The 18,160-nt window shown below is 65.2% G+C and carries 13 protein-coding genes; 3 read left to right on the forward strand and 10 right to left on the reverse strand.

What is annotated here, in order from left to right:
* Nucleotides 1-56 precede the first annotated feature (56 nt).
* Nucleotides 57-644 (reverse strand): cytochrome b, encoded by a 588-nt coding sequence (locus QX108_RS01960; protein ID WP_315779170.1) that lies wholly within the window; start codon nt 642-644, stop codon nt 57-59.
* A gap of 596 nt (nt 645-1,240) precedes the next feature.
* On the opposite strand from QX108_RS01960, the gene QX108_RS01965 reads away from it, so the two are divergent.
* Complete coding sequence (locus QX108_RS01965) at nt 1,241-2,797, forward strand: ABC transporter substrate-binding protein (RefSeq protein ID WP_315719889.1); 1,557 nt, start codon at nt 1,241-1,243, stop codon at nt 2,795-2,797.
* A 25-nt stretch (nt 2,798-2,822) separates the two neighbouring features.
* Here the strand turns inward: QX108_RS01965 and QX108_RS01970 are convergent, their stop codons facing one another.
* The 3 genes from QX108_RS01970 to QX108_RS01980 all read right to left on the reverse strand — a co-directional run bounded on the left by QX108_RS01970 (nt 2,823) and on the right by QX108_RS01980 (nt 7,479).
* A complete protein-coding gene (locus tag QX108_RS01970) occupies nt 2,823-3,449 on the reverse strand; it encodes a LysE family translocator (protein WP_315779168.1) in 627 nt (208 codons plus the stop codon).
* A 2,218-nt stretch (nt 3,450-5,667) separates the two neighbouring features.
* Nucleotides 5,668-6,297: an HAD family phosphatase gene (locus QX108_RS01975; RefSeq protein ID WP_315779166.1), complete on the reverse strand. Its 630-nt coding sequence runs from the start codon at nt 6,295-6,297 to the stop codon at nt 5,668-5,670.
* A gap of 45 nt (nt 6,298-6,342) precedes the next feature.
* Nucleotides 6,343-7,479, reverse strand: coding sequence for an alpha-hydroxy acid oxidase (locus tag QX108_RS01980; RefSeq protein WP_315779164.1), 1,137 nt, complete (start codon nt 7,477-7,479; stop codon nt 6,343-6,345).
* 407 nt (nt 7,480-7,886) lie between these two features.
* Between QX108_RS01980 and QX108_RS01985 the strand changes: the two genes are divergently transcribed.
* Complete coding sequence (locus tag QX108_RS01985) at nt 7,887-9,221, forward strand: S41 family peptidase (protein ID WP_315779162.1); 1,335 nt, start codon at nt 7,887-7,889, stop codon at nt 9,219-9,221.
* 252 nt (nt 9,222-9,473) lie between these two features.
* Here the strand turns inward: QX108_RS01985 and QX108_RS01990 are convergent, their stop codons facing one another.
* From QX108_RS01990 to QX108_RS02010, 5 genes are all read right to left on the reverse strand, one after another.
* Nucleotides 9,474-12,194: an EAL domain-containing protein gene (locus tag QX108_RS01990; protein ID WP_315719897.1), complete on the reverse strand. Its 2,721-nt coding sequence runs from the start codon at nt 12,192-12,194 to the stop codon at nt 9,474-9,476.
* A gap of 151 nt (nt 12,195-12,345) precedes the next feature.
* Nucleotides 12,346-12,828: a cyclic pyranopterin monophosphate synthase MoaC gene (gene moaC / locus QX108_RS01995; protein ID WP_315779160.1), complete on the reverse strand. Its 483-nt coding sequence runs from the start codon at nt 12,826-12,828 to the stop codon at nt 12,346-12,348.
* A gap of 6 nt (nt 12,829-12,834) precedes the next feature.
* Nucleotides 12,835-13,653, reverse strand: a complete 819-nt coding sequence (gene trpC, locus QX108_RS02000; protein WP_315779159.1) for an indole-3-glycerol phosphate synthase TrpC — start codon at nt 13,651-13,653, stop codon at nt 12,835-12,837.
* A gap of 16 nt (nt 13,654-13,669) precedes the next feature.
* Complete coding sequence (gene trpD / locus QX108_RS02005) at nt 13,670-14,683, reverse strand: anthranilate phosphoribosyltransferase (RefSeq protein WP_315779157.1); 1,014 nt, start codon at nt 14,681-14,683, stop codon at nt 13,670-13,672.
* 21 nt (nt 14,684-14,704) lie between these two features.
* On the reverse strand, nt 14,705-16,615 hold the full coding sequence (locus tag QX108_RS02010) for a peptidylprolyl isomerase (RefSeq protein WP_315779155.1): 1,911 nt from the start codon (nt 16,613-16,615) through the stop codon (nt 14,705-14,707).
* 223 nt (nt 16,616-16,838) lie between these two features.
* Between QX108_RS02010 and tpiA the strand changes: the two genes are divergently transcribed.
* Nucleotides 16,839-17,594, forward strand: a complete 756-nt coding sequence (tpiA, locus tag QX108_RS02015; protein WP_315779153.1) for a triose-phosphate isomerase — start codon at nt 16,839-16,841, stop codon at nt 17,592-17,594.
* A 36-nt stretch (nt 17,595-17,630) separates the two neighbouring features.
* On the opposite strand, the gene QX108_RS02020 is transcribed toward tpiA, so the two are convergent.
* Nucleotides 17,631-18,158 carry a GNAT family N-acetyltransferase gene (locus tag QX108_RS02020; RefSeq protein WP_315779151.1) on the reverse strand — a complete coding sequence of 176 codons (528 nt, stop codon included), beginning with the start codon at nt 18,156-18,158 and terminating at the stop codon, nt 17,631-17,633.
* Nucleotides 18,159-18,160: the final 2 nt, after the last annotated feature.

Consider the following 18,160-nt stretch of genomic DNA (forward strand, 5'->3'; position numbering starts at 1 on the left):
CCTGGATGGCTTCGTCGCTTCGCTCTTCGCAATGACGGGCGCGCTGAGTACGGTACTCACGCGCTTCCGCGTCCCGGCAGCATCCGCGTCAGCACGCCGTCGCGGCGGACGAGGTGATGAAACAGCGCAGCGGCGATATGCAGGCCGACCACGACCCAGGCGATCCACTTGCCGACGAAATGGTGGATCGCATCGACCGGCGGCTCGAAGGCCTCCCACGACACCCCCCAGCGCGTCTCGATCCAGCCGAACAGCGCGGTCTCGCGGAAGCTCGGCACCGCGAACGCTCCGAAATCCGTCGGGGCATCGGTGCCGATATAGCCGGTCAGCGGCATCAGGATCAGCAGGGCGTAGAGCCCCAAATGCGCGGCGTGCGCAAGCCATGCCTCGGCATGCGATGCGTGCGGCTGATCGGGCTGCACGTTGACGAGCCGCCACAGCAGGCGCGGCACGACGGAGACGCCGACGAAGATGCCGAGAACCCAATGGACATTGAGGACCGGGAGCACCTCCGGGGCCGTGTCGTCCATGAACCAGATGACGTAGTACACGACGGCATAGGCCGCGATGAATGCCGCCGCGCTGGTCCAATGGAAGAACTTCGCGATCGCGCCGAACTCCATCTTGGTATTCTTCCACGGCATCACGGATCCCCTCGCACTCACGGCGCACCGGCAGCCGCGATCTGCTGCTATCGTCAGAGCGCCCGCTGGGCCAGAGGCTTGCGCGCGCGCCAAGCGGTCGCTCCCGTCAAATTCGTCTCACCTTGTCGTTATCGATGCCGAACTGCGGCAAGCCGTCGCTGGTCGTGTCGCGCGGCGCGCTTCGTCGGACGCAAGATGACCCAGCCTTGAAAGCGTCGCTCTGCATTTGATCTACTCGCGTTAACGCCGGTTAAGACTGCGAACAACTTCATCGTGGCGTCCGATAGCGTCCAGGCCGGGCCGGATACATCACAGGCGCCGCATCGGCAGCATCGGCGGGACGGCGAGGCCGGCCGCCGCGCACCTCGGCAAACCGTTGATTCTCAGAACTAATCGAGCATGCGGGTTGTTAGTCCGGCACCTTGCATGACGTCGCCCGAAACGCGGTGGCGCGATGTCGCGTGCGGCAAGTTCCAGGAGCCGGCGATCGGACGAATGGATGTTGCGGTGTCATGCAACCTGTCCTTAATACGATGCCTGTCTGACTCACGTAGTGAACATAGCCAACCAATCAGAAGAAAACGGATAGCTCAAAAATGACCGTTCGCTGGTGTGCGCTCCTTCTCGGAGTCTGCTTCTTCGCATCTTCCGCTTCCGCTGCCCCCATTTCCCCCGATGTTGTTCGTGATCTCGCCTCCCGCGTCGGGCCGGTCGTCGGTCAGGCCGCGACCTGCCGCGAGATTGCCCAGGGGCGCGTCCAGACCATCATCGATCAGTTCAGCGAGGTGATCCGTCAGGGCTCGTCCAACAGCGGCGAGCGCGATGGGCTCATCCGCAGCTTCAACAGCTACATCGCCGAGGGCCGCGGCCGGGTCGCGTCCTCGCAGGTGAATTGTCTCACGGCGGAACGTCAGTTGACCGAGCTCGAGCGATCCCTCAGCCAGCAGCAGTCCGCAGCTCCCACGCTGTCCTTTGCGCTGGCGCCCACGACCGCAGCCGCCGCGACGCAGCCCACCGCCAATCTGCCGCCACCGCTTCCGCATGGCGTCAGCGATTCCGAGATCCGCTTCGGCACCGTCATTCCGTTCTCCGGCGTCCGCAAGGAGTCCGCGCGGCAGATGAAGCTCGGCATCGAGACGGCGTTCGCCCGCGCCAACGATGCCGGTGGCATCAATGGCCGCAAGCTGCGGCTGGTCGCTGCCGACGATGGCTATGATCCCACGCGGACGCTCGGCGCCATGACGCAGCTGTACGAGAAGGACCAGGTCTTCGGCTTCATCGGCAACATGGGCACGGCCAACAATGCGGTCGCGATTCCTTACGCGCTGGAGCGCCGCGCGCTGTTCTTTGCGCCCTATAGCGGCTCCGCCGTCGTGCGCCGCGATCCGCCGGACCGCTACGTCTTCAACTATCGTGCAAGCTACGCGGAGGAGACCGCCGCGATCGTGCGCTATCTAATGAAGGTCAAGCGCATTCCGGCGAAGCAGATCGCGGTGTTCGCGCAGAACGATGCGTATGGCGACGACGGCGCCAACGGCGTCGCCAAGGCCTTCCGCGCGCTCGGCATCACCGATCCGATCATCCGCTACGGCTTTCCGCGCGGCTCGCTGGACGTCGACGAGGCCGTCAGCAAGCTGAAGGCGCAGACCAAGCCCGCGATCAAGGCCGTGATCATGATCGCGACCGACCGCGCGGCGGCGAAGTTCATCGAGAAGACCCACGAGGCGGTGCCGGGATTGATCTATGCCAACATCTCGGCGGTCGGATCGTCGTCGCTGGCCGCCGAGCTGAAGCTGCTCGGCAGCAAATACACCAACGGCGTCATCGTCACGCAGGGCGTTCCCTCGGTCGCGGGCTATTCGAGCCTCGTGCTCGACTACAAGACCGCACTGGCCAAGTACTTCCCCGGCGAAGCGCCTGACTACACTTCGCTGGAGGGCTTCATCTCTGCGAGCATCCTGATCCAGGCGCTGAAGCAGACGACGCCGCTGGACACCGAGCGGCTGGTCGATACGCTGGAGTCGATGCAGAGCATCGATCTCGGCCTCGGCAGCAAGCTCTCCTTCGGACGCGCCGAGCATCAGGCCTCGCACAAGATCTGGGGCACCGCGCTCGACGAGACCGGAACCTACCAGGCGATCGAGCTGGAGTAGGAGCGACGTGCGCGGCGGGGCGAGCTCAGCTCGCCCGTCGCGCGAACAGCAGCGCCCCGCCGAGACCGCACATCACGGCGCCGGATGTCTGCCGCATCCGCGTCACGAGGCTTGGGCGGCCGACCAAGCCGTGTCGTGCTCTGGCCGCCCAGACCGTCACGACCAGGTCGACGCTGGTGTTGAGTGTGACCGAGATCAGCCCGAGCAGGATGAACTGCGCCGCGATCGGACCGGTGGGATCGACGAATTGCGGGATGAAGGCAAGGAAGAATGCCGCCGTCTTCGGGTTCAGTGCTTCGACGACGATCCCCTCGCGAAACGCACGCTGGCTGCCGGTCGTCGTCACCTCCGCAGGCGCCGCGATCCGCGCCTCCCGCCAGGTCTTGATGCCGAGCCAGATCAGGTAGAATGCGCCCGCAATCTTGAGGGCGGTGAACGCCTCCGCGCTGGCCATCACCAGCGCCGAGAGTCCGACGGCACCGGCGACGACGTGCACCAGGCCGCCGAGCCCGAGCCCCACACTAGAGGCCAGCCCCTCGCTCCGCCCGCCGGCCAGCGTGCGCGCGACGATGTAGAAGATGCCGGGGCCGGGCGTCAGGGCGACGATGATCGCGGCGGAGAGGAAGAGAAAGAAGGTGGGGAGGTGGGGCATGCGACGGACTTCGTGTTGCGCTAACGTATTGCCTTTTAGATCAATTCGACGAGGGGGCAAAGCAGCTCGACGAAGTTTGCTCTACCGAGGCGGTTTGAGACTGCAGGCAGCCACAAACTTCCGTCTTCTTTCGATAACACCTCCAGGACCCGGCATCCACCGACGCTAGCGCCTCGATCGCGGAGCTGTTACGCCTAGTCTGAGAGTCTGCCAGGTCGACTGTAGGCGCGCTTGGTGGTTGTCTGCGTTCTCGGCCGAGAGATAGGCTCGCCGAAGCCATTTGATCGACGGGCAGGTCCATTCGCCGGGATACCTCTATGAACATAACTAGTAGCGGTCTGAACTACATGTCAGCGTCCTTTGCACTTGTCGCTTCAGCGTTGTGGCTTTGGTCTGCAAAAATCCCAACTCCGAAATCCGTCCGTAGAATCGACTTCGGCCACATAGCGGCTAACCTCGATAGTGACGTCGAGCCAGAACAGGCGGACGACCTGCAGAAGCTCGCGCTTGCCCTCACCCGGCAGAGCAGACTGAGTTCGGCAGCCGCAACGGCAGCGGCCGTAGCAGCGTTGTTTCAGGCTGCAGCGACTTACCTGGCGGTTGGTCCGTAGGCTCTGGTCGGAGGCAGAAAGAGCGATTCCGGTGGACATCCGCTGGACTGTCAGACCTTAGTAGAGGCGCGTGCTAAGGTCGATCGGAGAGGCCGAGACAACTGCACGTCATGGGAAAGTCCAAAGGACCAAGAGTAAAGCCGCGCCCCAAGCACCCAGATCCCCCGAAAGGCGAGCCGCCGAAACCATTACGCAATTGGCTAAGGCTCTGGGCGAGGCTAAAAAAGGTTTGGAAGCTCCTCGCCGGGGCGGTGGCCGCCGTCTCGGCCGTGCTTGGCATTTACTCCCAAACGATTCCTGAAATCGAACTGCAGGGGCCGGACGCGTCACCGTTCGCACTTCCGTATGTTGTGAGGAACCCCAGTTGGCTGCTCAGCATGACCGACGTCGTGTTCTCCTGCAGCCCCAGCCAGGGTGGCTCGCTGCAGATCGGTACTATCGTTCTGAACAATAAAACGGGTGGCGACATCAAGTTTCAGGATGCCGTGCGCCCCGTGGACATGCGGCCGGGACAGAAGTGGTTTTTCCGATGTCCGATCACCAACGCTACTGGGAACCAGTTTAGAGGTACGATCCATCCGCTAATTGAGTATCGCACTCTCGGGATCCGGAGGACACACGTCGGTCTAGACCAAACCTGGTTTCCGGACGCCAATCCGGCCAGATGGGTTCAAGGCAAAGCACCTCCGCGTTAGCACCTGGTGCTCGGAAAGTGCTGTTATCGATTCTCCAAACGATTTACGTTGTGCTGATGCAGGCGATCGCGAAACAAGGCACCTCCCTGGCCTGAATGTGATCGAGCGCCTTATACGGACTCAATCATTATTTGCGAGTGCGACGATGCAATCCTGGGCGAGAGGGAATGTGGGCACGCTTCAAGGTAGGCGCCTGTAGGATGACCGCCTCGCTCAGCTAGATGTCAGTGGTTGACTATCGAGTGACACCCTGCGTCTCTCTGCGCCCGACGGGCAATTGCCACATCCCCGCCATGCGCAAACTGCCCGTCGTGTTGGTTTGCCGCAATTATTCCTCTTGTGTCGTCGGGCAAATCACCTTCACATTTCCGGGCATCCCGCCTCGATGAAGAGGGACGGTTCGCGGTCGTCACGAGACGTGAGGTGGGAGGCGGTGGCTGCATCGTGTTCGCAACGTGCCGATGGCGCGTGGACGAACGGCACGGTGCAGACGGTCAAGTCGCGTGGTCTCGACACCCCGACGCTGGTGTCAAGCGCAATGCGCGTCAGCGCATTGTCGCCATGGTGGCCAACAAGCCCGGTGCACCAGGGAGAGCGCGAAGCAGCCGCAAAGCCCATCGCGCAGGGAATGCCGGATGTCGGCTGAACCTGTGGTACCTGCCGCCTGCATTTTTCTTCGCAGGCGGGCCATGGGTTGCGGCCAGCAGCCCGGCATTCCCTGCGCCCTCCGTTTGGGGAGGGTGAACGAAAGCAGCGAGACTCGGGCACGGCGTGCCGCGAGAACAAGTTTGCATGATTGAACACCGTCCTTGCGAGCGCAACGAAGGCATCCCGAACGTCTCGGCGAAATGGCTCCGATCGTCTCGCGTGCTCGCAGGCATGTCAGCCATCCGACGTCTCGCCGAGACGCGATCAGATGCCGAGCGCCTGCATCGCCGCAGCGATGTCGCCGGTCGAGCGCACCAGCACGGCCTGCAGCCCGCTGGCGCGGGCCCCCTCGATGTTTTCCGCGAGGTCGTCGAAGAACACGATGCGCTCGGCGGGGACGCCGATCGCCTGCACCACGTGCTCATACGCCGCGGCATCGGGTTTGCGCAGGCCGATCGACGACGACAGGAAGATCTCGCGGAAATGGCCGAGCAGCCCGGCGTAGCGCGGCGAGAAGTGATCGATATGCGGCTGGTTGGTGTTGGAGAAGGCATAGAGCGGAAGCGCGTCCGCGGCGCGGGCAAGCAAGGGGGCGATGCCCGGCATCGGGCCGACGAAGATCGCGTTCCAGCCGTCGAGAAACTGCGCATCGGTGATGTCGATGCCGAGCTGGCGGCGCAGATGGGCGAAGAAGTCGGCATCCGACACGGTGCCGCGCTCATGACCCTGATAGATCTCGTCGCGCACGAAGCGTTGCGCAATCTGCTCCGGCGCGCAGCCCGCATGCGCGGCCCAGCGCGATACGACCTGGACGAAATCGATGTCGATCACGACGCGGCCAAGATCGAACAGCAGCGCGTCGGCGGCGCCAGGGCGGAGATCAGAGGGAAGCATCGCGACGCGCGTCTTTGCCGGAGAGAAAGCCGAAGCAGGGCCTCGTCAATAGCGGTAGGGCTCGATGTCGGCCAGCGGAAACGCGCTGAACACCCCGGGCATGGTGGTGGCAGTTGCCGGATGCAGATAGGACGCGTTCAGCTCGGCGAAGGAGGTGACGCCGAGCAGGCCGAGCGCGCGAATGACCTCGTCCTCCAGCAGCTCCAACATGCGCAGAATGCCGTCCTCGCCGGCGGCGGCCAGCGCCCAGCATTGCAGGCGGCCGATGCCGACCATGTCCGCGCCCGAGGCGATCGCCTTGACGATGTCGGTGCCGCGGCAGAAGCCGCCGTCGACCATGATCCGGGCACGGCCCTTCACCGCCGCGACGATCTCCGGCAGTACGTGCATCGCGCCGCGGCCATGGTCGAGCTGGCGGCCGCCATGGTTGGAGACGTAGATCCAGTCGACGCCATGATCGAGCGCGATCTTTGCGTCCTCGGCGGTGGCGATGCCCTTGATGATCAGAGGCAGCTTGAACTTGTCCTTGATCAGCTTCACGGTGTGCCAGCTCAGCGCTTTCTGGTGATCGCCGCCGGTGGCGCGCAGCCTGCTCTCGCGGACATATCGCTTGGCGATGTCGCGCTCGCGCCGGCTGTAATGGGCGGTGTCGACGGTCAGGCAGAACGCGGTGTAGCGGTTCGCCACGGCGCGGCTCACATAGTCCTCGACGAAGGCGTCGTCACCGCGGACATAGAGCTGGAAGATGCGCAGCGCGTCCGGCGCGGCCTCGGCCGTCATCTCCAGCCCGGGTTCCGACACCGAGCTCAGCATGTGCGCAGCTCCGAACCGGCCGGCGCCGCGCGCCACGGAGGCCGCGCCCATCGGATCGAAGATCTCGAGCGCACCGACCGGGGCCAGCACGACGGGCAGGCGCAGCCTGCGTCCGAGCACCTCGACCGAGGCGTCGACCCGCGAGACGTCGCGCAGCACCCGCGGGCGGAACGCGATCTCGTCCAGCGCCATCCGGTTCCGGCGCAGCGTGGTCTCGGTCTCGGCGCCGCCGATGATGTAGTCCCAGGCGTTCTGGTTGAGCTGCGTTCGTGCCTTGCGGATGAACTCGTGAAGGTTCTGGAACTTCTCGTCGCTGGCGCCGAGTTCGACGTTGCGCCAGCCCGCTTCGATCGGGGTCTGTTGATTCATGCCTGCCTCCCAGCAAAGATTATCATTTGTTATCCAACATCGCCCATCGGACGGGCCATACGCAAGCCATTCCGAACTGCGGCTGGCCGCGCGCGCCACGCCTGCGCATCGATTCGCCGCTGCGGACACGGCTCGTCGAGTTGTGATCGGGCGGCGACCGTGAAAGACCGGATAATCACGGTCGGGCATGATGCCGGCGTGATCGCGATCTTGATTTCGGCCGGGGAGCGTCCATTTCGGTTGACAACGCCACGGCCCCTGGCGGCACTCTGGTGGAATGTTCCGGGCCGGATATCGGCCTTGAAGAAACCGGAAATGTGGTGTGAGTTCGTAGGCCAATCCTGCCGGCGTTGCGTTCGGACCATGTGATCCGCCGGCCACCAAGCAAACCCTCGGGAAGCAAAGCAATGCGGAAAAACTGGCTGTTCCTGGCAGGCACGATGACCGGCGTCTGTCTGACCCTGATGGTCGCAGGCCCCGAGGGTGCGCAACTCGTCGCACGGGCGAAGGCCGCCGCCGGAATGGCCGACACCTATTCGCAGCTCAATCTGTTCGGCGCGGTGTTCGAGCGTGTTCGTGCCGACTATGTCGAGAAGCCGAACGATCCTGCGCTGATCGAGGGCGCCATCAACGGCATGGTGTCCTCGCTCGATCCGCATTCGCGCTACATGAACGACAAGTCCTGGCGCGACATGCAGGAGACCACGACCGGCGAGTTCGGCGGCCTGGGCATCGAGGTCACCATGGAGGAGGGGCTGGTCAAGGTCGTCGCGCCGATCGACGACACACCGGCCTCGAAGGCCGGCATCCTCTCCGGCGACCTCATCGCCAAGATCGACGGCGACAGCGTTCAGGGCCTGACGCTCGAGCAGGCGGTCGCCAAGATGAAGGGCGGCGTCAACACCAAGACCAAGCTCACCATCATCCGCAAGGGCAAGGACGTGCCGCTCGACGTCACGCTGACGCGCGAGATCATCCGCGTGCGGCCGGTGCGCTATCACACCGAAGGCGGCGATATCGGCTACATCCGCATCACCTCGTTCAACGAGCAGACCACCGAGAGCCTGCGCAAGGCGGTCGCCAGCATCTCCAGGGAGATTCCGCAGGAGAAGCTCGCGGGCTTCGTGGTCGATCTGCGCAACAATCCGGGCGGCCTGCTCGACCAGGCGGTGTCGGTGTCCAGCACGTTCCTGCCGCGAGGCGAGGTGGTGTCCACCCGCGGCCGCAATCCCGAGGAGACGCAGCGCTTCACGGCGCGCGGCGGCGATCTCACCAAGGGCAAGCCGCTCGTGGTGCTGATCAACGGCGGATCGGCGTCCGCGTCGGAGATCGTGGCGGGCGCGTTGCATGATCACAAGCGCGCGACGCTGGTCGGCACGCGCTCGTTCGGCAAGGGCTCGGTTCAGACGATCATTCCGCTCGGTGCCGGCAATGGTGCGCTCGCGCTGACCACGGCGCGCTACTACACGCCGTCCGGTCGCTCGATCCAGGCGCAGGGCATCGCGCCGGACATCGAGGTCAAGCAGGACGTTCCGGACGAGTTGAAGGATCGTGCCGACCTCAAGGGCGAGGCGGGAATGCGCGGCCACCTGTCGGCTGCCGACGGCACCGAGCAGACCGGCTCGCAGTCCTACGTTCCGCCGGACGAGAAGGACGACAAGGCCTTGCACGCGGCCTTCAACGTGCTGCGCGGCGTCACCGTGAATGCGGACGTCCGGGCCAAGGCAGCGGTGCCGAATTGAGATGAAAAGGGCAGGGTGCGAGGGAGTTCGCGCCTGCTCCGCTCTCACACCGACGGGGCGGCTTTGCAGCCGTCCCGTCGTGGTTTTCGACCAGTGTGCACGGGCGGACATGGCCATGTCCGCCGCTCGAGATATTTCCGCGGCGCGGGCCGCCTGCAAGCGTCCGGCGCGGTGATCTGAAGACAGGGTTTGCAAACGGCTTGCGGAAAAGGACCAGATTGCAGCGGTTTTTAGCGGTTGAAAGCCTGTCCGTCAGGCCGCATCGGAGCGCGGGCGACGGCCGGTCGACCCGTTCCGGCCATGGGCGCGATGCGCCTCGAACAGGCCTCGGACGTCGGCTGCGGGCTTGGGGGGGCTGAACAGGTAGCCCTGCATCTCCGAGCAGCCGAGCCGCTTCAGCACCTGGCGCTGCGCCTCGGTCTCGACGCCTTCCGCCGTCGTGGACATCTTGCGGATCGCGGCGATGTTGACGACGGCCTGGACGATCGCGGCGGAGCCTTCGCTCTCCGTGATGTCCTTGACGAAGCAGCGGTCGATCTTGATCTTGTCGAACGGGATCCGTTGCAGATAGCTCAGGCTGGAATAGCCCGTGCCGAAATCGTCGAGCGCGATGCGGACGCCGAGCGCGCGCAGCTCGTGCAGGGTGTCGAGCGCATCGTCGTCGCGAATGAGCACGGCCTCGGTGATCTCCAGCTCCAGCCGGCGCGGCGACAGGCCGGAGGCCGCGAGCGCCTTGGCAACCTTGAGCGCGAGCGTGCCGCTCTTGAACTGCACCGGCGAGACGTTGACCGCGAGCCGGATGTCATCCGGCCATGTCGCAGCCTCGGTGCAGGCGACGTTGAGAACGCGCTCGCCGAGCTGGTTGATGAGGCCGGTGTCCTCGGCGATCGGGATGAACTCGGCGGGCGAGACGTAGCCGCGGGTCGGGTGCCTCCAGCGCACCAGCGCCTCGCAGCCGACGATGCGGTCGTCCTGCAGGCTGAGGCAGGGTTGGTAGTAGACCTCGAGCTGGTCGTCGACCATTGCCTGGCGCAGGTCAACCTCGAGCTGATGGCGGGCCTTGACCTGGGCGTCCATCTCCGGCTCGAAGAAGCGCCACGTGCGACGTCCCGCAGCCTTGGCGGCGTACATCGCCAGATCGGCGTTCTTCATGATCTGGTCGATGTCGGTGCCGTGCTGCGGAATCAGCGCCACGCCGATCGAGGCGTCTGCGGTCAATTGGTGGCCGAGGCAGTCGCGCGGGGCGCGGATGGCGGCCAGCATCTCGTCGATCAGGCAGCTGACGTCCTCGCGGCTCTTGATCGTGGTCTGCACCACCGCGAACTCGTCGCCGCCCAGACGCGCGACGAAGCCGGCGGTTCCGACACAGGCCTGCAGGCTTCTTGCAACCGACTTCAACAATTCGTCGCCGATCAGGTGGCCCAGCGAGTCGTTGACCCCCTTGAACTCGTCGATGTCGATGTAGTGCAGCGCCAGCTGCCGGCCGCTCGCCACGCCAGCCATTTCCTGCTTCAGCCGCTCGTGGAACAGGGTGCGGTTGGGCAGATCCGTCAGGGCGTCATAGTGGGCCAGATGCGTGATCTGCTCCTCGGACCGCTTGCGCTCGGTGATGTCCTCGTGGGTTGCAAGCCAGCCGCCGCCCACGATCGGTTCGTTGACGATCTGGATCCAGCGGCCGTCGGTGGTCTCGATGATCTGGGAGGTCTTGCGGCCGATGTTGCGCAACACGGCATCGGCATATTCTGCGTCGTCACCGGCGAGCGAGCCGGATGCCTTGCGGTGGGCGATCAGCTCGCGGAACGTGCAGCCGGGCTTCACGACATCGGCCGACAGGCCGTACATGTCGATGTAGCGCTGATTGCTGATGACCAGGTGCTCCGATGCATCGAACAGCAGCAGACCCTGGGTCATGTTGTTGACGGCCTTGTCGAGGCGTTCCTTCTCCAGCGTCAAGCGGCGGCTCGAGGCCTCGTGATCGCTGATCAGCCGTCGCACGACGACGGTGAGCATGCCGGCGATCAGCAGCACCGAGATCAAGCCGACGGCGATCAGGAACCTCATCTGCTCGCGCCAGTCGGCCAGCGCCGCGGACACGGTGGTCGTCGCGGTGACGATCAGCGGATAGCTCGTCAGCCGGTGCGACGCGCCAATGCGATGCTCGCCGTCGACCGGGCTGCTGAAGATGCCGGTGGTGTTGCCGTCGCCGGCCAGGATCTGGCGGAAGATCGGCGCGTCCTTGTAGTTCTGGCTCAGCATCCCCTCATGGCGAGGATAGCGTGCCAGCAAGACGCCGTCCCGATGCATCATCGAGATCGCAGCGTCCGGTCCGAGCGCGACGGACGCGAAGAAGCGCTCGACGTTGACCGGTTCGAGAGTGCGGCTGATGACCCCGAGGAACTCGCCGTTCGGGGCGGTCAGCTTGAGCGCGATCACGGCAACGTTCGTTCCCGTGACGCGGCTAACGACCGGCTCGATCAGCAATTGCGGCGCCGTCGGGTCAGACTTCAGCCGCTTGAAATAGGTGCGATCAGCGACGTTGACGGGCGGCACCGGCCAAGCGGTTGCCGAATTGATCAGGTTGCCGTCGGAATCGAAGATGCTGACGCCGCCGACATAGGACACCGCGCTCAGCTTGCCCTTCAGCATTGCGTTGACGGCCGCAGTGCCCATCTGCTCCTTGAAGCGGACGCTGGTGTCGATGCGGCTCAGCCGGACGTAGTTGGCGAGATCGCGCTGGATCGCGCCGAGGTCCTCCATCTGCTGATCGAAGTGACGCGCCAGCAGCAGCACGGTGTTTTCCAGCTCGCGCGTCGCGCTGTTCAGCGCGCGCTCCCGAAAGCTGTCGGCCATGATGGTCGCGCCGATCGCGATGGCCGCAATCAGCACGAGGCCTCCGCCAACCAGCCAGCGGATTGGTCCGCCGCGGTCAGCCGAAGCCTTGAGGGCACTTCCTGGACTGGTGTTCGTCGTCATCGGTCCCGAATACGCGTGCAAAGAGCGTTTGAGGATGGACCGCTACAACGTCCCTCCCATAGCAATGGCTACAGGCCCGCAATGGAAGTGAGGTTAGCAAGATGAGTTAGCGAACGATTAATTTGAAGTTGTAATTGGCTTCCTGATACCGTCAGGCGCGATAATGGCCCGACTTGCCGCCGATCTTTTCTGTCAGATGGATGCCTTCGATGCGGACCCCGCGCTCGGCGGCCTTGATCATGTCGTAGATGGTCAGGCAGGCGACGGACACGGCGGTGAGCGCTTCCATCTCTACCCCGGTGGGGCCGGTCACCTTCACGGTCGCCGTAACGATGCAGCCGGGCAGGGCGGCGTCAGGCGTGATATCGACGGTGACCTTGGAGAGCGCCAGAGGGTGGCACAGCGGAATGAGTTCGGAGGTCCGTTTGGCCGCCATGATGCCGGCGATGCGGGCCGTGCCCAGCACATCGCCCTTCTTGGCGTTGCCCGACACGATCAGGTCCAGCGTCGCCGGGCTCATCACCACGCGACCTTCGGCTGTTGCGGCCCGCTCCGTCGCGGCCTTGTCCGACACGTCGACCATGCGCGCTTCGCCGCGGGCGTCGATATGGGTGAGGGACGGCTTGTCGGTCATTTGCAGCTACTCAGCCGCGCTGACGGAGGCGGCATCTCGCGCGAGCAGTGCGCGTGTCGCGGCCGTCACGTCGGCCTGCCGCATCAGGCTCTCGCCGACCAGGAAGGTCTGGATCTGGACGCGTGCCAGACGCGCGAGATCCGCGGGCGTAAAGATGCCGCTCTCGCCGACCAGCAGCCGCTCCTTTGGCACCAGCGGCGCCAAAGCTTCGGAGGTTGCCAGCGTGGTCTCGAAGGTGCGCAGATTGCGGTTGTTGATGCCGATCATCGGCGAGCGCAGCTTCAACGCTCGGTCGAGCTCGGCGCGGTCGTGGATCTCGATCAGCACGTCCATCCCGCTGTCGAGTGCCGCCGCCTCGATGTCTTGCGCCGCGGCGTCATCGAGCGCCGCCATGATGATCAGGATGCAGTCCGCGCCATGCGCCCGGGCCTCGACAACCTGGTAGGTGTCGAACATGAAGTCCTTGCGCAGCACGGGCAGGGCGGTGGCGGCGCGCGCCGCGACCATGAAGTTCAGATGCCCCTGGAAAGACGGGGTATCGGTGAGCACCGACAGGCAGGCTGCGCCACCGGCCTCGTAGGCCTTGGCGAGGGCGGGCGGGTCGAAATCGGCGCGGATCAGGCCCTTCGAGGGCGAGGCCTTCTTCACCTCCGCGATCAGCGCATAGTCGCCCTTGGCGTGCTTGCTCCGGATCGCCGCGACGAAGCCGCGCGGCGGCGAGGCGTCACGGGCACGGGCCTCGAGCACCGAGAGTGGGCACGCATGCTTGGCGGCGGCGATCTCCTCGCGCTTGTAGGCTTCGATCTTGGCCAGGATATCGGACATGACGCGCTCCGCGAGATCAGCCGTTGGAGACTGCGATCAGCTGCTTCAGCCTCGCCGCGGCGGCGCCGCTGTCGAGGGAGTCCTTGCCGATCGCCACGCCCTCTTTGAGCGACTTGGCGCGGCCGGCAACGACCAGGGCTGCAGCTGCGTTCAACAGGGCAACGTCGCGGTAGGGACTGGGCAGGCCGTCGAGCACGCTCTGCAGCGCCACCGCGTTGGCCGCGGCGTCACCGCCCTTGAGCCCGTCGCTGCCGCACAGGCCGAGCCCGGCTTCCTCGGGCGTGATCTCGAAGGTGCGGATATGGCCGTTATCGAGCGCCGCCACGAAGGTCGGGCCGGTCAGTGTGATCTCGTCCAGCCCGTCGGAACCGTGCACGACCCAGGCAGCTTCCGAGCCGAGGTTCTTGAGCACCTGTGCCAATGGCTCGACCCATTGCCGCGAGAACACGCCGACCATCTGACGCTTGACGCCGGCGGGGTTGGACAGCGGCCCGAGCAGGTTGAAGATGGTGCGGGTCGCGAGCTCGACGCGGGTCGGGCCGACGTTCTTCATCGCCGGATGATGAGCGGGCGCGAACATGAAGCCGATGCCAGCCTCGCGCACGCAGCGCCCGACCTGGTCCGGCTTCAGGTCGATCTTGACGCCCAGCGCAGCGAGCACGTCGGCGGCGCCCGATCGCGACGACAGCGCGCGGTTGCCATGCTTGGCGACCGGAATGCCGGCGCCGGCCACGATGAAGGAGGCGCAGGTCGAGACGTTGACCGAGCCGGAGCCGTCACCGCCGGTGCCGACGATGTCGACAGCGGTTGCTGGTGCGTCGACGCGCAGCATCTTCGCCCGCATCACGCTGACGGCGCCGGTGATTTCCTCGACCGTCTCGCCGCGAACGCGCAGCGCCATCAGCAGTGCGCCCATCTGCGACGGCGTGGCCTCGCCCGACATCATGCTGTCGAAGGCGGACGCGGCCTGTTCACGGGACAGCGGCGCGCCGGTCGCGACCTTGCCAATGATCGACTTGAGATCGTCCATCACGCGTTTCCTCGCGAGCCGTCACTGATTGCTGCCGCCGCCGACCACCTGGGCCACGGCCGCTTCGTTGATGGTGGTGCCGATATCCTTCTCGAGCTTCAGGACATACGATGTGCCCTGCTCGTCGGCCAGGGCCCGCTGCAACTGCTCCTTCAGCTTCTTGACGTCGTCGGCTGCGAGATCGACCTTCGGCTCGACGATGTCGGTGACCCGGAACACGATCCACTGCCGGCCGCCATCCGCCTCGGTCTGTCCGACGCCGTCCTTGGCCGTGCGGAACGCTGCCGTGATGGCGCCGGTCGGGACGCCGGGCAGGGTTGCATCCCGCTTGAATGCGCTTGCGGTCTCGAGCTTGACGCCGAGCGATGTCGCCTCGTCGACAAGCTTGGCGCCCTCGGTGAGCTTCTTCGCAAGCTCGGTCGCCTTGGCGCGGAGCCGCGCCGCGACCTCGTCGTCGCGCCACTTGGCTGCAACCTGCTCCTTGACATCGTCGAGGGGGCGGTCGCGCGGCGGAGTGATGCCGAGCACCTCGAACCAGACATAGCCGCCGCGGAACGAGATCGGCTCATTGTCGACGCCGACGTCGCTGTTGAACGCCTGGGACACGACATCGAGGCCAAGCGGAATGTTCGGGACGGGCTGACCATTCGGCTCCTTGCCCGACCGATCCACCGCTTCGATCGTTACGGCATTGAGGCCGAGCTTCTTGGCGGCCTCGGCGACGCTCGAGCCGCCCCCGCGTTCGTCCTCCATCTTGTCGCGGAGCGTGGCGACCTCCGACTTGGCGCGGTCGGCGGCGATCTCCTTCTTGATGTCGGCGGCCACGCTCTCATAGGCCGGCTCCTGGCCGGGCTGGATCGCGCTCACCTTCACCAGCGCCACGTTGAAGGCGCCCTTGACCGGCTGGCTGACCTCGCCGGTCGGCAGCGAGAACGCTGTATCGGCGACCGCAGGGTCGAGGATGGCCGACTTCGTCACCAATCCGAGATCGAGGTCGGCAGGGTTCAGGTTGCGCTCCTTGGCGAGCTCGTCGAACGTGACTTCGCCCGACGCAATCCGCGCCCGAGCCGCCTGCGCCTCTTCCATGCTCGGGAAGGTCATCTGCAGGACCTGACGCTTTTCCGGCGTGCCCATCAGAGCCTTGCGCTGATCGAACAGCTTCCGCGCATCCTCGTCCGAGACGGTGGTCCACTTGCCGATTTCTTCTGGGGTCACTACGACGAACGAAAGCTTGCGATACTCCGGCGCCTTGAACTGCGCCTTGTGCGCGTCGAAATAGGCCGCAAGGACTTCAGGCGCGGGTGCCTCGATAGTGCCGGCCTGCGCCGCGTCGAGCTTGATGTATTCGATCGAGCGCTGCTCGTTCTGAAAGCGGCTCAGCGCATCGAGCATCGTATTCGACGGCTCGAGCCCGGCCGCGATGGTGCCGGTGATCTGCCGACGCAGCGACTGCCGGCGCTGGTCAGCCAGATAGCGCTGCTCGGTAAAGCCGAAATTGCGGATGATGGCCTGGAAGCGCTGGGGATCGAACGCGCCGTTCGGGCCCTTGAAGTTGGGGTCACTGAGGATCACCCGCATTGTCTCGGCATCGGATTGGCCAAGACCGAGCCGGCGGGCCTGCTCGTCGAGCGCAGCTTCCGCGATCGTCTGCTGCAGCACGGAGCGGTCAAGCCCGAACATGCGGGCCTGATCCGTGGTCAACGGACGGCCGATCTGCCGGCCGATCTGCTGCAGCCGGTCGGTATAGATCTGGCGGAACTCGTTGATCGAGATCTCGGTGCGTCCCACGGTTGCAGCCGTCGACTGGCCGAAGCCCTTGAAGATGTCGGCGATGCCCCAGATGCCGAAGCTGACGATCAAAACGCCCATGACCACCGCCATGATGGTCTTGCCGAGCCAGTTTGATGAGGCCTTGCGTAATCCTCGAAGCATGGGTCCAATCTGTCTGCAGGAAAAAGGATGAAGGGGCCGCACCTTGGAGCGAATTCCGCGGAAGGGCGTCACCGAGTTGGAACGGCTTATAATGAGGCAGCCGCCCGGTCGCAACCTCGCGCCTGAGGCGGATTGAAGCGGTGGGAAGACCGTTCCCGCTCTGGTACTCCTGCAGGGGCTCTGCTAGCCGATCTCCTGTCACAACGCTTGCTGGAATCCTGCCATGACCGACCGCATCCGCCCCCTGATTGCCGGCAACTGGAAAATGAACGGCCTGAGGGCTTCGATCGCCGAGTTCGAGGCGATGATGGCGGGGGCCGCGGAGGTCACGGCGAAGGCCGATCTACTGGTCTGTCCGCCGGCGACCCTGGTGTCGGCCTTTGCCGAGAAGGCGCATGGCAACGAGGCGATCGTTGTCGGTGCGCAGGACTGCCACGCCAAGGCGTCGGGCGCCCATACCGGCGACCTTTCGGCGGAGATGCTGGCCGATGCCGGCGCGCGCGCCATCATCGTCGGTCATTCGGAGCGGCGGGCCGATCACGGTGAAAGTGATGTCGTGGTGCACCAGAAGACCGAGGCGGTCTGGCGTGCCGGTTTGGTCGCCATCGTCTGCATCGGTGAAACCCAGCACCAACGCGATGCCGGCCAGACGCTGGACATCCTGCGCGGGCAGCTCAACCTCAGCCTTCCCGAGGGTTCGCAGGCCGGCAATCTGGTCGTCGCCTATGAGCCGGTCTGGGCCATCGGCACCGGTCTGACGCCGACGGCGAAGGATGTCGAGCAGATTCATGCCTTTATCCGGGAGCTGCTGACCGATCGCTTCAAGGGGGAGGGGGCGCGGATGCGGATCCTCTACGGCGGTTCGGTAAAGCCCTCCAATGCCGCCGAACTGATGGCGGTCGCGAACGTGAATGGCGCGCTGGTCGGCGGCGCCAGCCTGAAGGCCGCGGATTTTCTCGCAATTGCGAAGGGGTGTTGAAGGGACATCTCAACACCGCGCGTGAGCACCCGCGCGTCACGCCGCTTCCCCGAGCCGCTTCCAATAGATCTTGGTCCCGGTGAGGCCGCCATGCGGCTTCACGGCATAGTCCGGAATGATGCCGCTGAGCTGAAAGCCGAGACCCTCGTAGAGCTCCGACGCACCGCCGTCCTCGGCTGTGTCGAGCACGAGCATCGTGCGTCCGTGCTGGCGAGCCAGGGCTTCCGCGGCGCGCAGCAGCGCAGTGGCAATCCCACGTTTGCGGTGACTGACACGCGTCATCATCTTCGCGATCTCCGCGCGATGCGGCTGGTTCGGCGGCAGCTTGAGCTGCAAGGTCACGGTCCCCACCACCGCATCGCCGTCGATCGCGCCGAGCACGATCCGCTCGCCGCGCGCGGCGCTCGACAGCGAATCGCGCCAGAACGCGTCGGCGTCGTCGGTGCTGAGCGGGTGCATGAAGCTGACCGAGCCGCCGTTCGCCACCGTCTCGATCAGCATCTCATTCAGCCCGGCGCGAATGGCTGCCGTATCGGACAGGGGTGCAATTCGAATCGTGGACATTC

It is taken from the genome of Bradyrhizobium sp. SZCCHNR1002, from assembly GCF_032381435.1.
Classification (GTDB): domain Bacteria; phylum Pseudomonadota; class Alphaproteobacteria; order Rhizobiales; family Xanthobacteraceae; genus Bradyrhizobium; species Bradyrhizobium aeschynomenes.

Coding starts and splice junctions, on each gene's coding strand:
- QX108_RS01970 (WP_315779168.1), bottom strand. CDS start 3,449: ATGCCCCACCTCCCCACCTTCTTTCTCTTCCTCTCCGCCGCGATCATC.
- QX108_RS02010 (WP_315779155.1), bottom strand. CDS start 16,615: ATGCTTCGAGGATTACGCAAGGCCTCATCAAACTGGCTCGGCAAGACC.
- QX108_RS01990 (WP_315719897.1), bottom strand. CDS start 12,194: ATGACGACGAACACCAGTCCAGGAAGTGCCCTCAAGGCTTCGGCTGAC.
- QX108_RS01965 (WP_315719889.1), top strand. CDS start 1,241: ATGACCGTTCGCTGGTGTGCGCTCCTTCTCGGAGTCTGCTTCTTCGCA.
- QX108_RS02020 (WP_315779151.1), bottom strand. CDS start 18,158: ATGTCCACGATTCGAATTGCACCCCTGTCCGATACGGCAGCCATTCGC.
- trpC (WP_315779159.1), bottom strand. CDS start 13,653: ATGTCCGATATCCTGGCCAAGATCGAAGCCTACAAGCGCGAGGAGATC.
- QX108_RS01960 (WP_315779170.1), bottom strand. CDS start 644: ATGCCGTGGAAGAATACCAAGATGGAGTTCGGCGCGATCGCGAAGTTC.
- moaC (WP_315779160.1), bottom strand. CDS start 12,828: ATGACCGACAAGCCGTCCCTCACCCATATCGACGCCCGCGGCGAAGCG.
- QX108_RS01985 (WP_315779162.1), top strand. CDS start 7,887: ATGCGGAAAAACTGGCTGTTCCTGGCAGGCACGATGACCGGCGTCTGT.
- trpD (WP_315779157.1), bottom strand. CDS start 14,683: ATGGACGATCTCAAGTCGATCATTGGCAAGGTCGCGACCGGCGCGCCG.
- QX108_RS01975 (WP_315779166.1), bottom strand. CDS start 6,297: ATGCTTCCCTCTGATCTCCGCCCTGGCGCCGCCGACGCGCTGCTGTTC.
- QX108_RS01980 (WP_315779164.1), bottom strand. CDS start 7,479: ATGAATCAACAGACCCCGATCGAAGCGGGCTGGCGCAACGTCGAACTC.
- tpiA (WP_315779153.1), top strand. CDS start 16,839: ATGACCGACCGCATCCGCCCCCTGATTGCCGGCAACTGGAAAATGAAC.